The 20,394-nt window shown below is 62.7% G+C and carries 13 protein-coding genes; 3 read left to right on the top strand and 10 right to left on the bottom strand.

The features are described 5' to 3' along the window. The 5 genes from AC26AR_RS14110 to AC26AR_RS14130 all read right to left on the bottom strand — a co-directional run bounded on the left by AC26AR_RS14110 (position 1) and on the right by AC26AR_RS14130 (position 5,762). Positions 1–222: a hypothetical protein gene (locus AC26AR_RS14110; RefSeq protein ID WP_077380116.1), complete on the bottom strand. Its 222-nt coding sequence runs from the start codon at positions 220–222 to the stop codon at positions 1–3. 570 nt (positions 223–792) lie between these two features. Then, positions 793–1,440: a 3'-5' exonuclease gene (locus AC26AR_RS14115; RefSeq protein ID WP_488107236.1), complete on the bottom strand. Its 648-nt coding sequence runs from the start codon at positions 1,438–1,440 to the stop codon at positions 793–795. Between the two features lie 29 nt (positions 1,441–1,469). Continuing rightward, positions 1,470–3,425: a DUF294 nucleotidyltransferase-like domain-containing protein gene (locus AC26AR_RS14120; protein WP_488107237.1), complete on the bottom strand. Its 1,956-nt coding sequence runs from the start codon at positions 3,423–3,425 to the stop codon at positions 1,470–1,472. Between the two features lie 147 nt (positions 3,426–3,572). Further along, positions 3,573–5,375: a sodium:solute symporter family protein gene (locus tag AC26AR_RS14125; protein WP_279876026.1), complete on the bottom strand. Its 1,803-nt coding sequence runs from the start codon at positions 5,373–5,375 to the stop codon at positions 3,573–3,575. A 129-nt stretch (positions 5,376–5,504) separates the two neighbouring features. Continuing rightward, positions 5,505–5,762, bottom strand: a complete 258-nt coding sequence (locus tag AC26AR_RS14130; protein ID WP_077380124.1) for a DUF4212 domain-containing protein — start codon at positions 5,760–5,762, stop codon at positions 5,505–5,507. 550 nt (positions 5,763–6,312) lie between these two features. Between AC26AR_RS14130 and AC26AR_RS14135 the strand changes: the two genes are divergently transcribed. After that, on the top strand, positions 6,313–10,311 hold the full coding sequence (locus AC26AR_RS14135; RefSeq protein WP_077380126.1) for a hybrid sensor histidine kinase/response regulator: 3,999 nt from the start codon (positions 6,313–6,315) through the stop codon (positions 10,309–10,311). Between the two features lie 148 nt (positions 10,312–10,459). On the opposite strand, the gene AC26AR_RS14140 is transcribed toward AC26AR_RS14135, so the two are convergent. The 4 genes from AC26AR_RS14140 to AC26AR_RS14155 form a co-directional block, all read right to left on the bottom strand. Beyond that, positions 10,460–11,122, bottom strand: a complete 663-nt coding sequence (locus AC26AR_RS14140) for a response regulator (protein WP_077380128.1) — start codon at positions 11,120–11,122, stop codon at positions 10,460–10,462. A gap of 228 nt (positions 11,123–11,350) precedes the next feature. Further along, complete coding sequence (locus AC26AR_RS14145) at positions 11,351–12,313, bottom strand: DMT family transporter (RefSeq protein WP_240499646.1); 963 nt, start codon at positions 12,311–12,313, stop codon at positions 11,351–11,353. A 291-nt stretch (positions 12,314–12,604) separates the two neighbouring features. Then, positions 12,605–14,551 (bottom strand): acetate--CoA ligase, encoded by a 1,947-nt coding sequence (gene acs, locus AC26AR_RS14150; protein WP_077380130.1) that lies wholly within the window; start codon positions 14,549–14,551, stop codon positions 12,605–12,607. 294 nt (positions 14,552–14,845) lie between these two features. Next, on the bottom strand, positions 14,846–15,496 hold the full coding sequence (locus AC26AR_RS14155; RefSeq protein ID WP_488107238.1) for a SprT family zinc-dependent metalloprotease: 651 nt from the start codon (positions 15,494–15,496) through the stop codon (positions 14,846–14,848). A gap of 181 nt (positions 15,497–15,677) precedes the next feature. On the opposite strand from AC26AR_RS14155, the gene AC26AR_RS14160 reads away from it, so the two are divergent. Beyond that, entirely contained in the window at positions 15,678–16,409 is a 732-nt protein-coding gene (locus AC26AR_RS14160) for a YecA/YgfB family protein (RefSeq protein WP_077380132.1), read from the top strand. A gap of 115 nt (positions 16,410–16,524) precedes the next feature. On the opposite strand, the gene AC26AR_RS14165 is transcribed toward AC26AR_RS14160, so the two are convergent. Continuing rightward, the gene (locus AC26AR_RS14165) at positions 16,525–17,649 is read right to left on the bottom strand and encodes a phospholipase D-like domain-containing protein (protein WP_488107239.1); all 1,125 of its coding nucleotides are present in this window, start codon (positions 17,647–17,649) and stop codon (positions 16,525–16,527) included. A gap of 212 nt (positions 17,650–17,861) precedes the next feature. Between AC26AR_RS14165 and plsB the strand changes: the two genes are divergently transcribed. Beyond that, positions 17,862–20,384, top strand: a complete 2,523-nt coding sequence (gene plsB / locus AC26AR_RS14170) for a glycerol-3-phosphate 1-O-acyltransferase PlsB (protein WP_141392096.1) — start codon at positions 17,862–17,864, stop codon at positions 20,382–20,384. Positions 20,385–20,394: the final 10 nt, after the last annotated feature.

Below are 20,394 nucleotides of genomic sequence, written 5' to 3' on the forward strand. Positions count from 1 at the left end.
TCAGAACAGCCGCAGGACTTCCAGATAGCGGATGACCACTCCGCCCAGCATCACCATGATGCCGAAGCGCTGCAGTCGGAATTCGAGCGCGGTGAGCGCCAGCTTGCGAGACCAGAACATCAGTACTCCCCGGACATCCTGGGTACGACGGATGTAGAGGGAATAGGCAAACAGAACGATGGCAAGGCCAATGATCAATAACGTGTTGGTCGCGATCAGCATGTCGCACCTCGTGGGCAAGAACCCTGAATAGGCAAGAAAGGCAACAGCGCGTGGTGCCCAATCTGAAACCGGGCCTCAGGCAGGTGCCCAAGGCCCGGTGCCATCACCTGGCGTAGTGATGGCGATCCCGAGAGTGCATCCGTCATCGCGCAGGGCGAAGCGTTCACATCCCTCGGGCCTGACTGGGGCTGGCTGACAGCAGGTCTTCGTCGATCATGACCTCTGCACGCTGTCGCTACCCCGTTATGATTATCAAGCTGCTCGGTAATGCATCCTGCATGGCTGACCGTGTTGCTGGTCGGTACTGCACTGGCGTGTAATCCGGTTCGACAAGGGCTCGCGCATGCCTGTCACGATGAGGAAAAGCAGCGTGGCGTCGTCGTATAGGGCCAGTGTGGCCAAGCGGGTGATGTCTTGCCATTGGACATTCCGGCAACAGACCTTGGTTTATTAGCCAAGAGGTTTAACAACGACAGGGCCATCAATCGCAAGGCCATCAACCACAGGGTCATCAACCACAGGCTCGTCGCCCGGGTGACGCATGGACCAGGTGGCTCAGGCTCATGAGCCTTAACAGGCATCGTGACGTGGCACGACTTGAGTGACCGGCAGCATCAGGCGCTGCGCCATCATGGCGCTGGTCACGGCATCCCCCAGCGCAGTGTGCCGCCCGATCACCGGCACCTGCAGCGCCTCGGCCATGGCCTCGAAGCGCAGGTCCGGCGCGGCCTCGGGCTGAGCGTGACGACAGCGCTTCAGGTAGTCGCGCGCGAGATCATGACGCAGATTGGGCAGGTCGAAGCCGAAACGTGGCCGCAGGTGGCGATTGATCACCGCGACATCAAAATCGATGCACCACCCCACCAGCGGGCGATTGCCGATGAAGGCCAGCAACTGGTGCAAGGCGTCGCCGAGCGCCTCGCCACCATGCAGGTCGATTCCGCGCAGGCGATGAATCCGGATGGAGTCACCGCGCAGGCCTTCCGGACACTGGAGCTGCAACGACAGCGCGCTGGCCGTCCTCACCCGGCGCGCATCGAAACGTACCGCCGCCAGCGAGACCAGCTCGGCACGCTCGACATCGAGACTGGTGGTCTCGCAATCCAGTGCCACCCGCTCTCCCTCATGTTCACTGGCGTGCCAGGGTCTGAACAGCTCGGCAAACTCGCCATGCCCATGGCGGCGGCGGTCTGCCGCACGACGTAGCTGCTGGAACATGCCATCTCCTTGCGGCGCTCGGCCGCGCGTCAGTAATCCAGGTGATAACGATGGGCCAGGCGCTGCTTGAAATCCTTGACCCGACTCAAGGCATCGCGCAGCAGGTCCCGCTCCAGCGAAGACAACGACTGGGTGATGATGAGATTGGCACTGGCGGTGCTGGCGTCACCCCGTGCCTCGGACAGCTCTTGCTCAGCGTGTCTGCCAGCGTTGGCCGGCGCCTCCTCGAGATGCCGCAACTGCTGACGCAGACGCAGTTCGGAGAACAGCGACAGGGCCTCAGACAGATCTTCGCTGTCGCTGGCCTCGATACGCCCCTCCTCTACCAGCGCCTCAAGACGCGCAAAGGTGCCGGTCGCCATCACGCCACGCTCCAGCGCCATGGTGCGTACCCCATGCACGATGGGAAAGATGCCGCCCTTCTTGATGTCGATGCCATGGCGGGGTGAGCGCAGTGAGCCGAACAGCGTCAACGGCGTCGAGAACCGCAATGCCGGGCGCGCGAAGTGCGACAGCAGCAATTCATCACGTCGGGCATGCTGCACCAGGTGTCCGCGCAGACTGTCGACCAGCTCGGCATTGCCACCGCTGGCGCGTGCATCGAAGACGATGGCTAGATTCATCAGCGCCTCCCCATCGCGTCCGGCACACCAGCGCGCCACCTTGCCGCGCCAGCGGGATTCGGTCGCGACCCACTCTGGATTGGAGACCATGATGTTGCCCGGACACGGTGGATAGCCGAGGCGTGCCAGGGTAGCGCTGAAGGTCTGCATGGCGTCGCTGCAGTCTGGCCATTGATGTCCATCAGCGAGAATCAGCCCGTTGTCCTGGTCGGTCTTGAGCATCTGCTCGCCACGCCCCTCACTGCCCATCAGCATCAGACAGCAGGAGACTCGGTGCTGCTCTTCCACCAGCAGGGCGAAGGTGCGCTCGATCAGACGTCCATTGAGGGCGCTGAGCAGTGCCATGGCATGGCGCAGATGCGCGCCCTGGAGAACCAGCGCGCGGACCAGCTCCGGCAGGCGAGCACTGGCCAGCGCCAGCGCCTCCAGATCCGCCGCGCGCTCGATCTCGAGACTGACCAGCTGGCTACGATTGGAGAAGAAGCCCAGCACATCGGTCAGCTCGATGACTCCGACCACCTTGGCATCGGCAGCGATCGATTCCTGCACCACCACGCGGGCGACCCGATGACGCGTCATCTGGACCAGTGCCTGAAACAGATAATCCTCGGCGGTGACCGCCACCAGCGCGAAGGTGCCCAGAGGGGCGAGACGATGCGTGGCAGGGAGTCCCTCCAGCACCAGTGCGTTGAGCAGATCGGTGCGCGTGACCACGCCACAACGGCCCTGTACCTCGATGATCAGACTGTCAGCACCAGCCTCTCCCATGGCCTTCACGCCTGCCTCGATGCTGCTGCTGGCTGGCATCACCAGTGGCGGACGCATGCAATCCATCACCCTCGCCAGCATGAAGCCTGTCTGGTCCCGGCTGCTGCCGAGTCGGGTGTCCCGATACGCCGCGAGCAGCCGGGCCTTGTCACGCAGGCTGTGCTGGAAATACTCCTCGAACCCGGGATTGTCTTCACACAGCTGATGGAAGTGGTCGGCCGGCAATTGATAGCAGAGCGTTTCCTGCTCGCAGACGAAGCGTGTCCGGCATTCGCCGTTGAGCAGGGTCAAGGCCCCGAACAGATCTCCCTTGCTGTAATGCCCGATGCGCAGACTCAGCCAGGCGTCGTGACCCTCACGTCGCGCCTGCTCCAGGGTGGCGGTGTCCGGCAATGGTGTTTCTGCCGCCAGCTCGACCACCTCGCCCTTGTGGATGATGAAGAGCGCCTCTCCCACCGCTCCCGGTATCAGCGGTTGCTCCAGGGCCGCGAAGTACTGCAGGTCGACGTTCTCGGCCAGGCGTGCCCGGCTGCGCTCATCCAGCAGGCTGAACGGCGGCTCGCCGAACGGAATTTCGACTAATGTGGCTTGCATGACACGACTCCACTGGCTCTCCGTCCCGAAGGGCACGGATCATCAAGCCATGAGGCCCCGCCTGCGAATGCACGACGGGGCCTCGGGATATGTAGGGCCTGACCCGCAGACCGAGAGGTCAAGCGGGCCAGGCGCTGTCGTCAGGGATCAGTGATCCACTGCCGTTCCTGCCCCGCGCGGCACGCGGATATCCTCGACGATATGCTGGATGTGCTCGGGCGGCGGCGGTGTCACCTTGCAGACGACGACCGCGACGACGAAGTTGAGCACCATGCCCAGCGAGCCGATCCCCTCCGGCGACACGCCCAGCAGCCAGTACTCCGCCGTGTTGAGCTCCGGCGAGATGAACTTGAAGTAGACGATGTAGCTGAAGGTGAACACCAGCCCGACCAGCATGCCCGCGATGGCGCCTTCCTTGTTCATGCGCTTGGAGAAGATCCCCAGCAGGATGACCGGGAAGAAGCTCGAGGCCGCGAGACCGAAGGCAAAGGCCACCACCTGCGCCACGAAGCCTGGCGGATTGATGCCGAAGTAACCGGCGATCACGATGGCCACCGCTGCCGCCATGCGAGCTGCTATCAACTCCTGTTTCTCGGTGATGTCTGGCTTGAAGGTCTTCTTGAGCAGGTCATGCGAGATGGCCGAGGAGATGACCAGCAACAGCCCCGCTGCCGTCGAGAGCGCCGCCGCCACGCCACCTGCCGCCACCAGCGCGATGACCCATGCCGGCAGGTTGCCGATTTCCGGGTTGGCCAGCACGATGATGTCGCGGTCGATGTAGACCTCGCTCTCGTTGTCGGTGGGCGTGTTGCTCACCAGACGCTGACCATACTCACCACGAGCGGCCTGGCTGTCGGCGTCGCCTTCATAGCTCGGCTTGCCCGCGAAGGGGTCACCGCCGCGCATCTGGATGATGCCGTCGCCATTCTTGTCGACCCAGCCGATCAGACCGGTGTTCTCCCAGTTGTAGAACCAGCCCGGCAGTTCCTCATAGGCTGTCTCGTTGACGGTCTCGACCAGATTCACCCGCGCAAAGGCACCCACGGCCGGCGCAGTGGTATAGAGCAGTGCGATGAAGAACAGCGCCCAGCCAGCGGAGATACGCGCATCCCTGACGGTCGGTACCGTGAAGAAGCGCACGATGACGTGCGGCAGACCCGCGGTCCCGCACATCAGTGCCGCCGTGATGAAGAAGACATCGATGGTGGATTTGGAGCCTTCGGTGTACTCGCGGAAGCCGAGGTCGGTCACGACCTGATCCAGCTTCTGCAGCAGATAGACGCCGGTATCGTTGCCCTGTGCATCCACCAGCGTGCCGCCGAAGCCGGTCTGAGGCAGCACGTGTCCGGTCATCATGATCGACAGGAAGACGGCCGGTACCAGGAAGGCGAAGATCAACACGCAGTACTGCGCCACCTGGGTATAGGTGATCCCCTTCATGCCACCCAGAACGGCATAGAAGAAGACGATCGCCATGCCGATGACGACACCGACGTTCACGTCCACTTCAAGGAAGCGCGCGAAGACGATGCCGGTGCCGCGCATCTGACCCGCGACATAGGTGAAGGAAATGAAGATGACACAGACCACCGCCACGGTACGTGCGACGCTCGAGTAATAACGGTCACCGACGAAATCCGGCACCGTGAACTTGCCGAACTTGCGCAGATACGGTGCCAGCAACATCGCCAGCAACACATAGCCACCCGTCCAGCCCATCAGATAGACGGAGGCGTCATAGCCCACATAGGCGATGATGCCCGCCATGGAGATGAAGGAGGCGGCAGACATCCAATCCGCAGCGGTGGCGGCCCCGTTGGCGATGGGGTGGACCCCTCCGCCCGCCACGTAGAATTCCTTGGTAGAGCCGGCACGCGACCACACCGCAATGCCGATGTAGAGCGCGAACGAGGCGCCCACGAAAAGGTACGTCAGTAATTGAACATCCATTGGCGTTGTCCTTGGCGATATCGATCATCTTGTTGTCGTGAGAGATGAAACGCTCAGTCCTGTTCCTTTCCTGCAGAGCCGTCGCTGGAATTCATCGCAGACCTGCCCACGGAAGCGGTTCAACACCGCTCATTGCTCGTGGAGGTCGAAGCGTTCATCCAGCTTGTTCATCGAACGGGCGTACAAGATGATCAGCGCGAGGAAGAAATAGATCGCCCCTTGCTGAGCAAACCAGAAACCGAGTTTGAAACCGAAGAACTGGATATTGTTGAGGACATCCACCAACAGGATTCCGCATCCATAGGACACGACAAACCAGATCACGAGATACCCCATGATCAGTCTGATATTGGCGGCCCAATACGCCTTGGCATTCTCTTCCTTCATGACGGAGTTCTCGCATTGTTATTGTGATTGGCGAGAGACCCATCGGCGATGAACCGATGAATGGTCTCCATTGACTGAATCATTCGTCCTCATGGAGTGAGTGATATTCCCTGCGTCTTGCGTTGCTTATCAGGAAACTTGGCGACTCGCTTCTGACAGTAGCCAAGGGGCCAGCTCATCGCAGGCTGACTTTAGTCGAGAGCATGAGCATCCGCTTGAAGACCTCATGACGCCTCTCATCAATTCCTTAAATAACAGATACTTGAAAGATAAACTAAAGACGCACTCCCTTGGTCTATTGGCCAAATGAGTAACGAGACATTCTCGTGACGCGTCGGAAATGACGGCGAGACGGCCCCGCTCTTTCGTCATGTCACTGAAAGAAAGCGGCGCAATTTTCTGCCGGAGACACCTCAGGCCGGGTGAGAACGGACGAGCGAGAGCAGACATCTTGTCGTCTGATGGCCAGGAGGAAGCCCTGAGCGGCCTGCAAGGCTTGGGACTCATGGCCGGGCCTGCGTAGAATGGCGCTTCCAGAGAGGAGAGCAACATGTTCCAGGGGTGGTGGCTAATCGCAGTGGCGCTGGGCTATATCGCGGTACTGTTCATGATTGCGTGGCGAGGGGATCGCAACGCCAAGAAGCACGGGTCGGCCAGTCGCCGACCGGCAGTCTACAGTCTGGGGCTTGCGGTCTACTGCACCAGCTGGACCTTTTACGGCAGTGTCGGCCAGGCCGCGACCAGTGGCTGGAGCTACCTGAGCATCTTCATCGGGCCGATCCTGACCTGTCTGCTGTTCTGGCCGATCCTCTTGAAGATGATTCGCGTCGCCAAGCGACAGAACATCACCTCGATCGCCGATTTCATCGCCTCGCGCTACGGCAAGACGCAGTCACTGGCCGTGTTTGCCTCGCTGGTGGCACTGGTCGGCACCCTGCCCTACATCGCCCTGCAGCTGAAGGCGGTGTCGAGTGCCTATCAGGTACTGACCGACACCAGTGACGTCACGCGCACTGCCTGGCTAGGGGATACCGCCTTCTATGTCGCGGCGGTGATGGCGATATTCGCCATCCTGTTCGGCACGCGGCATACCGATGCCACCGAGCACCATGTCGGCCTGTTGCAGGCCATCGCCTTCGAATCTCTGGTCAAGCTGATCGCCTTTTTGACGCTGGGCGCCTATGTCACCTGGGGCATGTTCAATGGCCTGGGGGATCTTTTCACCAAGGCGGACACCTATCTGGAGCTCCAGCAACAGCTCGAGAACCAGACCTTCGGCTCCGGCTTCTGGGCCCAGACATTGCTGGCGATGCTGGCCATCTTCTGCCTGCCGCGCCAGTTCCATGTCGCGGTGGTCGAGAACACCCACCACTCGGATGCCCGCCGCGCCCGCTGGCTGTTCCCGATCTATCTGATCGCCATCTCCTTCTTCGTGCTGCCCATCGCCGCCGCCGGCCTGACGATGTTCCCGGATGGCTCGGTATCACCGGACAGCTTCGTGCTGGCACTGCCGATGGCGGCAGATCAGACCTGGTTGACCCTGCTGACCTTCATCGGGGGCTTCTCGGCCGCGACCGGCATGGTCATCGTCGCGGCGGTCGCGGTCTCGATCATGATCTCCAACGAGATCGTCATCCCGCTGCTGTTCCGTTTGCGCTGGTTCGATACCGAAGCCCGCGACTACAGTCATATCGTGCTGCTGGCCCGCCGCCTGACCATCGTGATGATTCTCGGCCTGGCCTACGGCTTCTATCTGCTGATCGCCGAATACAGCACGCTGTCAGCCATCGGGCTGCTGTCATTCGCCGCCGTGGCCCAGTTCGCGCCCTCTCTGCTGGGCGGGCTCTACTGGAAGCGTGGCAATCGCCTGGGGGTCATCGTCGGCCTCAACCTCGGCTTCGCCGTCTGGGCCTGGACCCTGCTGGTTCCGGCACTGGCCCAGGCAGGCCTGATGCCCGCCGACATGGTCAATTACGGTCCGCTCGGCATCGACTGGCTCTCGCCGCATGGCCTGTTCGGCTTCCGCTTCAGTGACCCGCTGACCCACGGCGTGATGCTGTCTCTCGGCCTCAACCTGTTCGGCTATATCTTCGTCTCGCAGATGACGCCGCAACGCGTGGTCGAGCGCATCCAGGCATCCTTGTTCGTCGATAGCGTCGAGACGCGTCAGACCAGCGTCTCGCGCCCGTGGACCGGCTCTACCTCCGTCTCGGACCTGCGCGTACTCTGTGAGCGCTTCCTGAGCCATGAGCAGGTCGAACGCGCCTTCGAAGATTACGCACGCCGCAGCGGCCAACCGCTGGAACTCCACGGGCGCGCGTCAATCGACCTGATCCAGTTCACCGAGCGCTTCCTGGCTTCCGTGCTCGGTGCCTCCTCGGCGCGGATCGTGGTCAACTCCGCCCTGCAGGGGCGCGGCATCGGTATCTCGGATGTCATCTCCATCGTCGATGAAGCCTCACAGGTGCTGGAATTCAACCGCGCCCTGCTGCAGGCCACCATCGAGAACATCCATCAGGGCATCAGCGTGGTCGACCAGCACATGCGCCTGGTGGTGTGGAATCAGCGCTATCTGGACATGTTCCGCTTCCCTGACAACCTGATCCGTGTCGGCGCCCCGATCGATCGCATCTTCCGCTACAACGCGCACAATGGTGAATATGGTCCGGGCGACCCGGAAGAGCATGTCGATCAGCTGCTGGACGCCATCCGTGACGGCGAGCCGCATCGCTACGTGCGCTATCGCCAGGACGGCACCGTGATGGAGATCCAGGGCAACCCGATGCCCGGCGGCGGCTTCGTCTATACCTACCAGGACATCACCCAGCAGAAGCGCACCGAAGAGGCGTTGATCCGCTCGGAAAACAACATCCGCATATACACCGACAACGTGCCGGCGCTGATCGCCTACTTCGACAAGGAGTGTCGTTACCTCTTCACCAACCGCGCCTATGAAGCGGTGATGGGCATCGACCGTACCGCCGTCATCGGCGAGCCGGCCGAGGCGGCGATGCCTGAAGACATCTATCGCCAGCGCGCCCCCTGGATGACGCGCGCCCTGGCGGGGGAACGCGTCTCCTTCGAGATCTCGCTGGAAGCCCCCGAGGGCGGTGTGCGTTACATGCTGGTGACCTATACGCCGCACTTCAGCGGCAAGGGCAACATCCTCGGCTTCTTCGCGCTCTATCAGGACATCACCGAACGCCGCCTGGCCGAGATTGCCCTCAAGGAAACCAACGAGAATCTGGAAGAACGCGTTCGCGTGCGTACCCAGGAGCTGTCACAGGTCAACGAGGCATTGCGTACCGAGAACCGTGTGCGCGCGGAAGCCGAGCAGGCACTGCGTCAGGCCAAGCAGCTGGCCGAGGATGCCAACGCCTCCAAGACGCGCTTTCTGGCCGCGGCCAGTCATGACCTGCTGCAACCCCTGAATGCCGCACGTCTGTTCACCTCCGCTCTCGCCCAGCAGGTGGAAGGCGAGATGAAGACCACCACCAATCACATCGACAACTCGCTGCAGGCCGCCGAGGAGCTGCTCAGCACCCTGCTCGACATCTCCAAGCTCGATGCCGGCGCGCTGGCGCCACGTCGCAGCGTGTTCCGCCTGTCGGATATTCTCAAGCCGCTGAAGGCCGAGTTCGAGGTGATGGCGGAAGACCGAGGGCTGGACCTGAAGGTGGTGATGACCCAGCTGGCGGTGGATTCTGACGGCCAGATGCTGCGGCGCATTGTGCAGAACTTCCTGTCCAACGCCGTGCGTTACACCCGTCAGGGCCACGTGCTGCTGGGCTGTCGCCGCCTGGGGGATCGCATTCGCATCGAAGTCTGGGACACCGGCCCCGGCATCCCCGAGTCCAAACTGACCGAGATCTTCCAGGAATTCCGGCGTCTCGATCAGAGCGAGCGTCACAAGGAGAGCGAGAAGGGGCTGGGACTGGGCCTGTCGATCGCCGAGCGCATGAGTCGCGTGCTCGATCACCCGATCACGGTGCGCAGCTGGGTCGGTGTGGGGACGGTCTTCGCCGTCAGCGTCCCGATCAGCAAGACACTGCCGGCCGCTGAACAGCCGGATGCCGTCCCGGCCCGCAAGCGCGCCGGCAACAAGCTGACCGGCACCCGCGTGCTGTGCATCGACAACGAGAGCCTGATTCTGGAAGGCATGAAGGCGATGCTGTCCGGCTGGGGCTGCGAAGTCTTCACCGCCACGTCCATCGGTGGCGCCAAATCCGTGATTCGCAATCTGGATGGTGATCCGGATGCCATCCTCGCCGATTATCACCTCGACAATGAAGTGACCGGTCTGATGGCGCTGGATGCTCTGGATGAACGCCTGGCAGGCTCCGTGCCCGGCATCGTCATCACCGCGGATCGCACTGACGAAGTCGCCGAGGAGGTACGCCGTGCCGGCTATCACCTGCTGCTCAAGCCGGTGCGTCCAGCGGCGCTGCGCGCACTGCTGACGCGTACCCTGCAGGCCAATCGTGCCGAGAAGCATGCCAGCGGTACCTCGGATGAGACAGGCGGAGCCCCGGAGAACGGCGATGGCTGATCGCGGGTGAATCGCGCAGCGCCTGTGAACGAGCAGGCGCTGTATCCGCAAAAAGCCCGCCCTGTCACTGACAGGGCGGGCTTTTGTCTTTCCGAAGCAGGATCATGCTCATCGAACGGGATGCATCATCCCGTCAATCACAGCCACTTCAGGAGCGAACCTTCGGCGGCTCGACTTCCAGACGCTGCGCCGCGATGACGGCCTGGGTGCGGGAATGCACGCCAAGCTTGCGCAGAATGGCGGTCACGTGCGCCTTGATGGTGGCCTCGGACACATTCAGCTCATAGGCGATCTGCTTGTTGAGCAGGCCTTCCGTCAGCATGTTGAGCACGCGGAACTGCTGTGGCGTCAGCGAGGCGATCGCTTCGGCAAAGCGGGACTCATCTTCGCTGGACTCGCCCATGGCTTCGGCGATGTCCGTCGGCAGCCAGACTTCGCCTTCGAGAATCTCGCCGATCGCCTCGGCGATCACATCCAGACTTGCGGACTTGGGGATGAAACCGGAAGCGCCATAATCGATGGCACGGCGCACCACGTAGGGCTCCTCGCTACCGGATACGACGGCGACCGGGATATCCGGCGTCTGACCACGCAGCTGGATCAGGCCTGAGAAGCCATGGGCTCCCGGCATGTGCAGGTCCAGCAGGATCAGATCAGCATCGGGGTGGCGGGCAACGATATCGTTGGTCGCGTCCATGCTGTCGGCTTCGACAATCTCTGCCTGTGAGGCCACTTGCCTGAGTGCCTGCGTCAGTGCGGCACGAAAGAGCGGATGATCGTCTGCAACGATGAACTTCTGGGCAAAGGCCATTGAGTCTCCTCCAAAACCCCGATGGTGATCATCACCGACCTTCCTGGCCGGTCAATGATCGCCGTTATTTTCTGGCATGTTACCCCATGGAACGCGCGTTTAACAAAGCAGCCCACCATCGGGAGACATACTGATGTTTCGCTCGGGGAACACGAGTATCGCACGGATTGCCCAATGATGAGTGGACAATGCACAAGTGAATTCTGACAGCATCCTGCGGATGGAGAGTCAGACCACCCTAACCGCAACGCGACTCGCATGCCAACCGACCAGTGCCACACCGGCAATCAGCAGGAAACCCATGAGGCTGGCAGCGTCCGGCACTTCCCCCCAGATCGCCCAGCCGGCCAATGCGGAGAACACGATGGTGAGATAGGAATAGATCGACACTTCCCCCGCGGGCGCCAGCCGATAGGCCGTGGTCATCAGGATCTGGCCACCGGCCGCGAAGACCCCGATCCCCAACAGGGCCAGTGCCTGTGGCGCACTGGGCATCACCGGATTCATCAGCATCGGCACCAGGGTGACGATGCTGGAGACCAGCGAGAAATGTAACACGATTGTCGCGGAAGCCTCACGCCCTCGCAGCGCCCGAATCAGCGTGTAGGCAGCGCCGGCCAACATGGCCGAGCCCAATCCGACCAGCGCCGGAAACAGTGCCTCCACACCTCCCTCGGCGAACGCCAGCTGCGGCTTGATGACCAGAGTCGCCCCCACGAAGGCAATCAGCATGCCTACCAGCCGCCAGCCGCCCAGGCGCTCTGCCAGAAACATGCCGGCAAACAGCATCACGAAAAACGGCGACAGCTTGTTTAGGATAGTCGCATCCGCAAGCAGCAGGTGATCGATGGCGTAGAAAAAGCTCATCACGCCGCCAAGCCCGATCAGCGAGCGCGCCAGCAGCAACGGCTGATGGTGCCAGTGTCCCAGCAGACGAGCACCCGCCATGCGTACCATCACGACGGCAACCACCAGGCTTACGAGGTTGCGCACGAAGACCTTCTCGAACAGCGGCAAGTCACCGCTCAACTTGACCATCGCCCCCATCAACGCGAAGGAGATCGCCGACAGGCACATCAGCACGACAGCGCGTGGACGGTTCTCGCCCTCGGTGGATGACGATGATGAAACCTGTGAGGAAGTGGCGGGCTGAGACGTGGCGCAGGATGCATCCGACTTGCCTGCTGACATGGGGGGCTGCCTTGATCATGAAGTGAATGAGGAAATGCTCATGGAGGCCATCAGGCCCACCTGTCGCATGCGGGTTGTCGCATCATTATCAAGTCAGCCGCTCATCGATGGCCAACCTTTCCTGCTTCAGACACGGCCAGGATGTGCACGAGACAGGCACTCACGAGACAGGCACGCACGAAACAGGAGCGCATGACCCGGACGCACACGAAAAAAGCGCGGGAGCCAGGCTCCCGCGCTTCGATGTCGCGACGTGTCTCGTCAGGCCTGCATGGCCGCCATCCGACGAGTTCAGCGGTTGGCGCGATGCTCGATCAGATCATCCACCACCGTCGGGTCCGCCAGCGTCGAGGTATCCCCAAGACCGTCGGTCTCGTTGGCGGCGATCTTGCGCAGGATACGCCGCATGATCTTGCCGGAACGCGTCTTGGGCAGTCCCGGTGCCCACTGGATGACATCAGGTGACGCGATCGGCCCGATGTCCTTGCGCACCCACTGGGTCAGGGTCTTCTTGAGCTCATCGCTTGGCTCGATGCCATCATTGAGCGTCACGTAGATGTAGATCCCCTGCCCCTTGATGTCGTGGGGATAACCGACCACCGCGGCTTCGGCGACCGCCTCATGCGCGACCAGCGATGACTCGATCTCGGCCGTGCCCATGCGGTGCCCGGAAACGTTGAGCACGTCGTCGACGCGTCCGGTGATCCAGTAATACCCATCCTCGTCACGGCGGCAGCCATCGCCGGTGAAGTACATGCCGGCATAGGTGGAGAAATAGGTCTGCACGTAACGCTCATGGTTGCCCCAGATGGAGCGCGCCTGCCCCGGCCAGCTGTCGAGAATCACCAGATTGCCTTCGGTGGCTCCCTCGAGAATGTTGCCCTCGTTGTCGACCAGCGCCGGCTGCACGCCAAAGAACGGCAAGGTGGCGGAACCCGGCTTGAGATCCGTGGCACCCGGCAGCGGCGCGATCATGATGCCGCCGGTCTCGGTCTGCCACCAGGTATCCACCAGCGGGCAGTTGCCCTTGCCGATCACGCGGTGGAACCACTCCCAGGCCTCAGGATTGATCGGCTCACCCACCGAGCCGAGCAGGCGCAGGCTGTCGCGGGAACTGGAGTCCATCACGCCATCACCGTGTGCCATCAGCGCGCGCACGGCAGTCGGGGCCGTGTAGAGAATATTGACCTGATGCTTGTCGACGATCTCCCCCATGCGCCCGTGAGTCGGATAGCTGGGCACCCCCTCGAACATCAGCGTGGTCGCGCCGTTGGCCAGCGGTCCATAGACGATGTAGCTGTGCCCTGTCACCCAGCCGACATCCGCCGTGCACCAGTAGATATCGCCATCGTGGTAATCGAACACGTAGCGATGGGTCATCGCGGCATAGAGCAGATAACCGCCCGTGGTGTGCTTCAGCCCCTTGGGCGTGCCGGTGGAGCCGGAGGTGTAGAGAATGAACAGCGGGTCTTCCGCGCCCATCGCTTCTGCCGGGCAGTCGCTGGACTGACGGTCGACCAGCTCGTGGAACCACAGATCACGACTCCCCCAGTGCACGTCACCCCCGGTACGCCGCACCACCAGCACGTGGTCGACGCAGTCGGTGCCATCGCGCTCCAGCGCATCGTCGACATTCTCCTTGAGCGGCACTCGCTTGCCACCACGCAGCGATTCATCGGCGGTGATCACGATACGCGAGCTGGAATCGGCGATCCGTCCTGCCAGCGCGTCCGGCGAGAAGCCCCCGAAGACCACCGAGTGCACCGCACCGATACGGGTACAGGCCAGCATCGCCATGGCCGCTTCGGGGATCATTGGCATGTACAGGGTGACCACGTCACCACGCCCCACGCCCAGTTCCTTGAGGCCATTGGCGAACTGGCTGACGCGCGCATGCAGCTCGCGATAGGTGATCGACTGGGACTCGCTGGGGTCATCCCCTTCCCAGATGATCGCCACCTGGTCGCCACGCTCCTCGAGATGACGATCCAGGCAGTTGTGGGCCACGTTGAGCTGACCATCCTCGAACCAGCGCACATCGACATTCTCAGGGCCGAAGTCGGTACTGCGTATCACCGAGGGCGCCTTGAACCAGTCCAGCGACTGCGCCTGCTCGGCCCAGAAATCCTCGGGTGCCTCGACAGACTGCTGATACATGGCCTGATAGCGCTCACGATCTACCCATGCACGGGCGGCAACATCAGGCTTGACCGGGTGGACCTTGGCATCTTCGCTCATTGTTGTTCGACCTCTGGAAGTTGGCGGGCGACACGCCTCGGGCTGCCTCATACGACACGGGTACGCTGCGGACGAGTCATGGCTAGTCCGTTTCAGCTTAAACCCAAGCATGGGGGGGCCACACACTAGACCTTGGTAGACAATTTTTTCCCAATAATTTCAACTATTTATCAACAAATAACACCAAGGTCACAGCGACTTTCGCCGCAGAAAACCCGCACTCCAGAGGGACTGAGCGCGCCACGGCGGCATTGAAAACGGGAGGCAGGACAGCACGGAAGGCGATGGCAGGCATCAGGAATCGCTCAATGGCCCCTTGAGCGCTTTCCCGCACTGCCGGCATCGGTAACGCTGCCCACGAAGCGCATTGGCATGTCGACGATGACTCAGATAGTGCGGTGTCTCGCAATCGCATCCGTAGGCCCAGGGCATCGGACTCGCGCGGGAAACATCCATGCGGTGGGTCACCTCCGGTGCGACACCATAGAGATTCGTCATGACCTGCTGCCACTCCGGGCCATGCGGCTTGACCCGCTGGCCGCACGCGCGCTCCACCACTTCCATCACCACCCAGTGCGCCACCTCATGAGGGACGGTCTGGCTCAGGAAGTGATGGCGGTTCTCGCACAGCAATTGCCAGTTGAAGCGCAGGCGCTGGCGCGCCGGTTCGGCTGTCCCGGCAGTGCGTCCTCTGAGACGACAGGACACGGCGGGCATGCGCATCTCGGGATAGTGCGCACGTGCGCGCGCCAGACAGGCCAGCACACGGGATTGCAGCATGGCATGCAGTTGCGGCTCGCTGAGGGCATCCAGTGTCTGCTCATCGGCCAACGGCAGGGGGTCGGCGACCGCATCACCGAGACACGCCAACACATGGTCGACGGGAAAGCGATATCGACTGACGACACTGCCATCCACGGCGTGCGCGACACGGGAACAAGACATGAGACGACCCCTTGATGCCAGACGATCGAGGTGAACGGCAACCGCTGAAGAAAGTGGAGAATTCGACGATTCAGGGGCTTTCGTGGCGACGAAAACCCTTGCCACGAGATGATACACTAGCCACATTCGCAGTGGCCGCGACGCCCTGCCCGACTTCTATCCCGCATGTGAGACCTTCCCCATGGCCGAGCCTGTCCAGACCCAGCCGTTGCTGGATGATGAATCCCTCGACATCCTCGATGAGTTCCTTGAATCCGACCTGGTCGGCCCGGAAGCCCTCGACATCATCAGCGCGCATGGCTTCATGCTGGCACTGGCCATCGCACCACGCGAAGTGCCTTCCAGCCTGTGGCTGCCGGAGCTGTTCCAGGGGCAGCCCGCCTATGAAAGCCCCGAGCAGGAAGCCCAGGTGGTCGCGCTGTTCGAGCAGATGCGCGCCAATGCCATCGACGCCCTCGAGCACGGTATCCTGCCTGAGCTGCTGTTCGAGCTGGAACTCGGTGGCCTCGACCCCGTCGAGACGCCGATCGGTGACTGGTGTGCAGGCTTCATGGAAGGTGTCTTCATGGACGAGGAAGCCTGGTTCGGGACCCAGGAAGAGACCGCGGCCGAGCTGCTGCTGCCCTTCATGGCCATCTCGGGCGTATTCGACGATGAAGACCCGGAGATCGGCGAGCTGATCGCCGACCCCGTCGGTGCCCAGCGCTTCGTCAACCAGCTGCCGGAACTGCTGCTGGATCTCTATCTGCTCTATCGCGTGCCGCCGGAAAGCCCCAAGCCATCACCGCGCCGCAAGGGAGCCGCAACGCCGGGCGCCGCGGGCATTCCGCGTGGCAAGCATGCGGGCGGCAAGGGCAGTGGCAAGGGCGGCGCGAAGAAGCCTGCTGGCAAGGGTGGCGGCAAGAAGCGCTGAGCCCCCGCCATCCCCCTCTTTGCGCCGCGCAGCGCCAGACACGACAACGCCGGACGCCCCTTGGGGTCGTCCGGCGTTGTCGTGTCACGAAGCAGTGTCTGACACCGTGAACTGGCTAGCGCAGCCGCGTCACCAGGCTATCCAGGGTGCCATAGCCCCACTCGCGACAGCGTTGCGCCAGAGAGCGTCGCTGCCAGGCAGCCCGGGTGATCTCGACGCTGCGCGCGAAATGCTGCTCGAACAGCGCCGCCACCTCCGCCGCGAAGCGATGGTCCTGCACCTCCTGATTGGCCTCCAGATTCCATTGCAGGCTCCAGTGATCGAAGTTGCATGACCCCAGCGTGACCCAGTCATCCGCCAGCGAGAACTTGGCATGCAGAAAGCGCGGCTGGAATTCATGGATCCGCACGCCCGCCTTGAGGAGACTCGCATAGAAACGCTGCCCTGCAGAACGCACGCCGGGATGGTCGTGATGCTGTCCCGCGATCAACAGCTGCACATCGACGCCGCGCCGAGCCGCCCGCTTGAGGCGTCGACGCATGCTGAAGGTTGGCACGAAGTAAGGCGTGCAGATCCACAGCCGCTTGCGGGTGCTGCTGGCCTGATGCTGGAGCGAGTGGCGAATCGCCTGATAACGAAATCCATGGCCCCAGACGACACGCCCGCGCATCCCCAGATATCCCGTGACGACGTTGACCACATTGATGTTGACGCTGCGCACGGCCTCACGACGCCCCTGCCCCTCGCTGGCAGCGGAATCCCAGACCCGCGCGAACAGCCTGACCCAGTCACGGATACAGGGCCCCTCGATGCGTATCGCCACTTCTGACCAGGCCTCGGCAAACTCATCGACCGCCCCGAAACCGCCAGTGAAGCCCACCTCGCCATCCACGACCAGCAGCTTGCGGTGATCCCGCGTCAGGTTGCGACCGAACCGCCACCAGCGAATCGGGTTGTAGAAGCGCAGGGCGATGCCGGCCTCGGTCATGCGCTGGCGATCCGCCTCCTCGAGCCCCAGCGAGCCGAAACCATCCAGCAGCACCAGTACATTGACGCCACGCTGGCACGCAGCGCTCAAAGCCTCGATCAGGACCCGGCTGAGGTGACCGCTTTCGGCCAGATACAGCTCGAGCAGTATCGAGTGACGTGCGCCTTCCACCGCCTCCAGCATGCTGGGCAGAAAGCGCGCCCCCTCCGGCAGCAGGGTAAATCGATTGCCTGAACGCCACATTCCGAGCATGACATGCCTCCCATCGCTCCCGCACTGGGCAATGACAGCCGATATCGGCGTCATCGAACAGAATGCGTATAATGATCAATATCATGCATGCGGCGACCCAACGTCGATATCCTCAGATCGCCACTCCCGCATCCTGTGAGTCAACGCAAACGATCCTGCTTGTGACAGCGTCTCACCATCGAACTTTTCGAGTACACCTGCGAGGCTCCGCCATGTCGCCCGTCACCCTGTTATTGCGCCCTCTGCGCAACCTCAGCCGCCGTCTGCTGGACAAATGGGTGGAGCTGCGCGCGGTGGAACCCGACATCAACGCGCTGGACCACAGTGCCCTGAATCTCGACCCCGACCTGCCGGTGGTCTACGTCTTCCCCTATCAGGCGCTCTCCGATGAACTGGTGATCGAGCAGCTTTGCGAGGGGCGTGGCCTGCCGTCTCCCACTCTGCCCTTGAGCATAGGCGACATGCGCTTGAGTCACTCGCGGTTGCGCCTGCTGCGTCACTCACGCAAGGGCAAGGGCCTGCTCTCCCGACGACTCGCGCAGCTGATCGAGGCACTGGAGAACGCCCCGGATGAGGTCGAGGTCCAGCTGGTACCGGTCAGCGTGTTCTGGGGGCGTGCGCCGGGCAAGGAATTCGGCTTCTGGAAGTTCATCTCCGCTGACAGCTGGCGTGTCACCGGGGTATTGCGTCGCGCCATCGCCATCCTCGTGCATGGTCGCTCGGTGGATGTGCACTTCGGCCAGCCGCTCAAGCTCCACGAGGTGCTGCGCGAAGGTCCCGAGGATCAGGCGCTGGCGCGCCGGCGCATCGCTCGTCTGCTGCGCGTGCACTTTCGTCGCGTGCGCACCCGACTGCTGGGGCCGGACCTCTCGCATCGCCACACCATGATCCGCAATCTGCAGAAGGCGCCCGCCGTACAGGACGTGATCAGCGAGCTGGCCCGCGACCAGAACCAGCGTCCCGCGCGTCTCGAGAAGCGCGCGTTGAGATACGGCCGCGAGATCGCCTCCAACATGGGCTATCCCGTGCAGCGCTTCCTGGCTCACGCCCTCAAGCGCTTGTGGCACAAGCTGTATGACGGCATCGAGATCCGCGGCATGTCGCGCGTCAAGGCGATCGCCGGAGACTGCGAGCTGATCTATGTGCCCTGCCATCGCAGCCATATCGATTATCTGCTGCTGTCCTACGTGCTGTTCCACGAAGGACTGATGACGCCGCACGTGGCAGCCGGCAAGAATCTCGACATGCCGGTGATCGGCCCGATCCTCCGGCGTGGCGGCGCCTTCTTCCTGCGCCGCAGCTTCCGTGACAATCGCCTCTATGGCGCGGTCTTCGATGAATATGTCCACCAGCTGATCACCCGCGGGCACCCGGTGGAATACTTCATCGAGGGTGGACGCTCACGCACGGGCCGCATGTTGCCGCCACGTCCGGGCATGCTGGCGATGACGCTGCGTTCCTTCCTGCGTGACACGCGCCGCGAGGTCGCCTTCGTCCCGGTCTACATCGGCTACGAGAAGGTCTTCGAGAGCCTCAGCTATCAGCGTGAACTGTCGGGCGCCAGCAAGAAGAAGGAGTCGCCGCTGGATCTGATTCGCGTGCTGGGGCAGCTCAAGCAGCCCTTCGGCAAGGTCTATCTCAACATTGGCGAGCCGCTCAAGCTGGGAGCCTGGCTGGACGAGACCACTCCCGAGTGGCAGGCCAGTCGCCACCAGCGGCGTCCGGAATGGCTGACCAGTGCCGTGCCGCGACTGGGCAACGAGATCGCCACGCGCATCAATGCCGCCGCGGCCCTCAACCCTGTCTCGCTGTCGGCGCTGGTACTGCTTTCCACCGCACACCACGCCATCGAGTCCAGTCTGATGCAGCGCCAGCTGGCCATGCTGGTGCGGCTGGCCGGCAAGCTGCCTGGCCGGCAGGACCACAGTCTGCCCGAAGGCACGCCGGAAGAATGGATCGCGCACTGTGCGCACCTGGGGCTGGTCACCCTGCGCCCCCAGCACCTCGGTGAGCTGGTGATCGCCACACCGGAACAGGCCAGCCTGCTGACCTGGTACCGCAACAACGTCCTGCATCTGCTGGCGCTGCCGGCACTGATCGCCTTCGCCTTCCGCAACACCGCCCAGTACACCCTGCAGGCGCTGGATGAGCAGATCAGCCCGGCCTGGCCCGTGCTGGTACGTGAACTGTTCGTGCCGGAAGCCCCGGAGCTGAAAGGCGATATCGCCGCCACCCTCGCGCTGCTCAGCGACGAGGGCCTGCTGGAGCACCAGCCGGCAACCGAGAACACGCCCGAACGCTGGTCGCGTCCGGTCGCAAGCCAGGAATCCTCCGAGCAGCTGCGGCTGCTGGCCCAGCCGGTCCAGCCGACGCTGGAGCGCGGCTACCTGCTGATCGCGGCCTTGCTGCAACACGGCAGCGGCACGCTGGATCGCGAAGCCCTCGAGACCCACTCCGGCGCGCTGGCAGAGCGGCTGACGCTGCTCTCGGGCCTCAACGCGCCCGAGTTCTTCGACAAGCGACTGTTCCGTGGCCTGCTGGATACCCTGCTGGAGCTGGACTTCATCTGGCTGGACGACAACCGTCTGTGCTTCGGCGAAGCGCTGGAAGACCTGCAGACCCGTGGGCGCGACCTGTTCGACCCGGCATTGCGCCATCGCTTGCAGCATGTGCGCCTGCGCGATACGCCGGACACGCCAGAGGACAATGCTGACTCGGCTGACGAGCCACGCTGACAACGGTGCC

This window comes from Cobetia sp. PS-4MA, from assembly GCF_057670765.1.